Origin of the sequence: Parendozoicomonas verongulae, from assembly GCF_009711465.1 — a bacterium.
Lineage (GTDB): Bacteria > Pseudomonadota > Gammaproteobacteria > Pseudomonadales > Endozoicomonadaceae > Sansalvadorimonas > Sansalvadorimonas verongulae.
Window position 1 is genome coordinate 1 of sequence record NZ_SMME01000426.1, and the last position, 826, is coordinate 826.

1 protein-coding gene is annotated in these 826 nt (G+C 45.6%); it reads right to left on the reverse strand.

Annotated features, from left to right (window positions below):
* Window positions 1–469 (reverse strand): MATH domain-containing protein (locus E1189_RS00890; protein WP_155158239.1); only part of this gene is annotated, 469 nt, incomplete at its 3' end.
* Window positions 470–826 lie beyond the last annotated feature (357 nt).

The window sequence follows — 826 nt, forward strand, 5'->3', positions numbered from 1 at the left end:
CATTTTTCTTATCCACTGCTTTTGGTGGATCCATAACCTTCACTTTGAAAAACATTTGGTTGTCCACAACGTGCCATGGCAAACCATCAACAGCATCACCGGTCGTTTTGAATGTTAGCTCTGAAAGAGGGATGAATTGTGAAATGCCTGAGGCCACATTCATGTCCGTTACCGGGCGCTGAAACGAACGGCTCTTGGGGTTGGTAAGAAATAAGGCCTCATGGTTTTGGCGGCTTTCTATATGGGGAGACTGGTCCAGTAACTCTATGGAAACCATCTTATTAATAGGCCACTGCAGCAAAGCGTCGTAATAATTTTTCATAACAGCGACAAAGATGGAGAGGTGAGTTCCCTCTCCTTTGCCGTCACCATTCATATAGAGTCGCAGACAAAGCTTATAGCCGTACTCATCGGTATAAAAAGGGCTGCTGTAAATGCAGGTTAACTCGCCACTTTTCGATCTAGCCATAAAATCACTCACATTGGTAATAGGCCATATAAAGTGGCCTTTGGCCGCTATTGAATGGGTGAGTTGAAGCTTTGCATCACGGCTGGCTCTATATTCCTGCCAGAGTTTGATTGGCTGATGCCAGACTTGGGTTAACCACGGTGATTGATGCGAAGGAGGATGTACCAGTGTCGTGAACCTCGGAAGTACTCTTTCCTCCCTATAGGGCATGGGGTCTAGGGCTGTGTCGGGTTCAAAATGAGACATTTTAGTGGTTAGAAAAGGCGATGTGATACCTATGAATCTATTGACGATTTGCATCCTCTTACCAGAAATTATCGGATGATCGCACCAGATGCTTGCTCCCTGAGCAGTAAC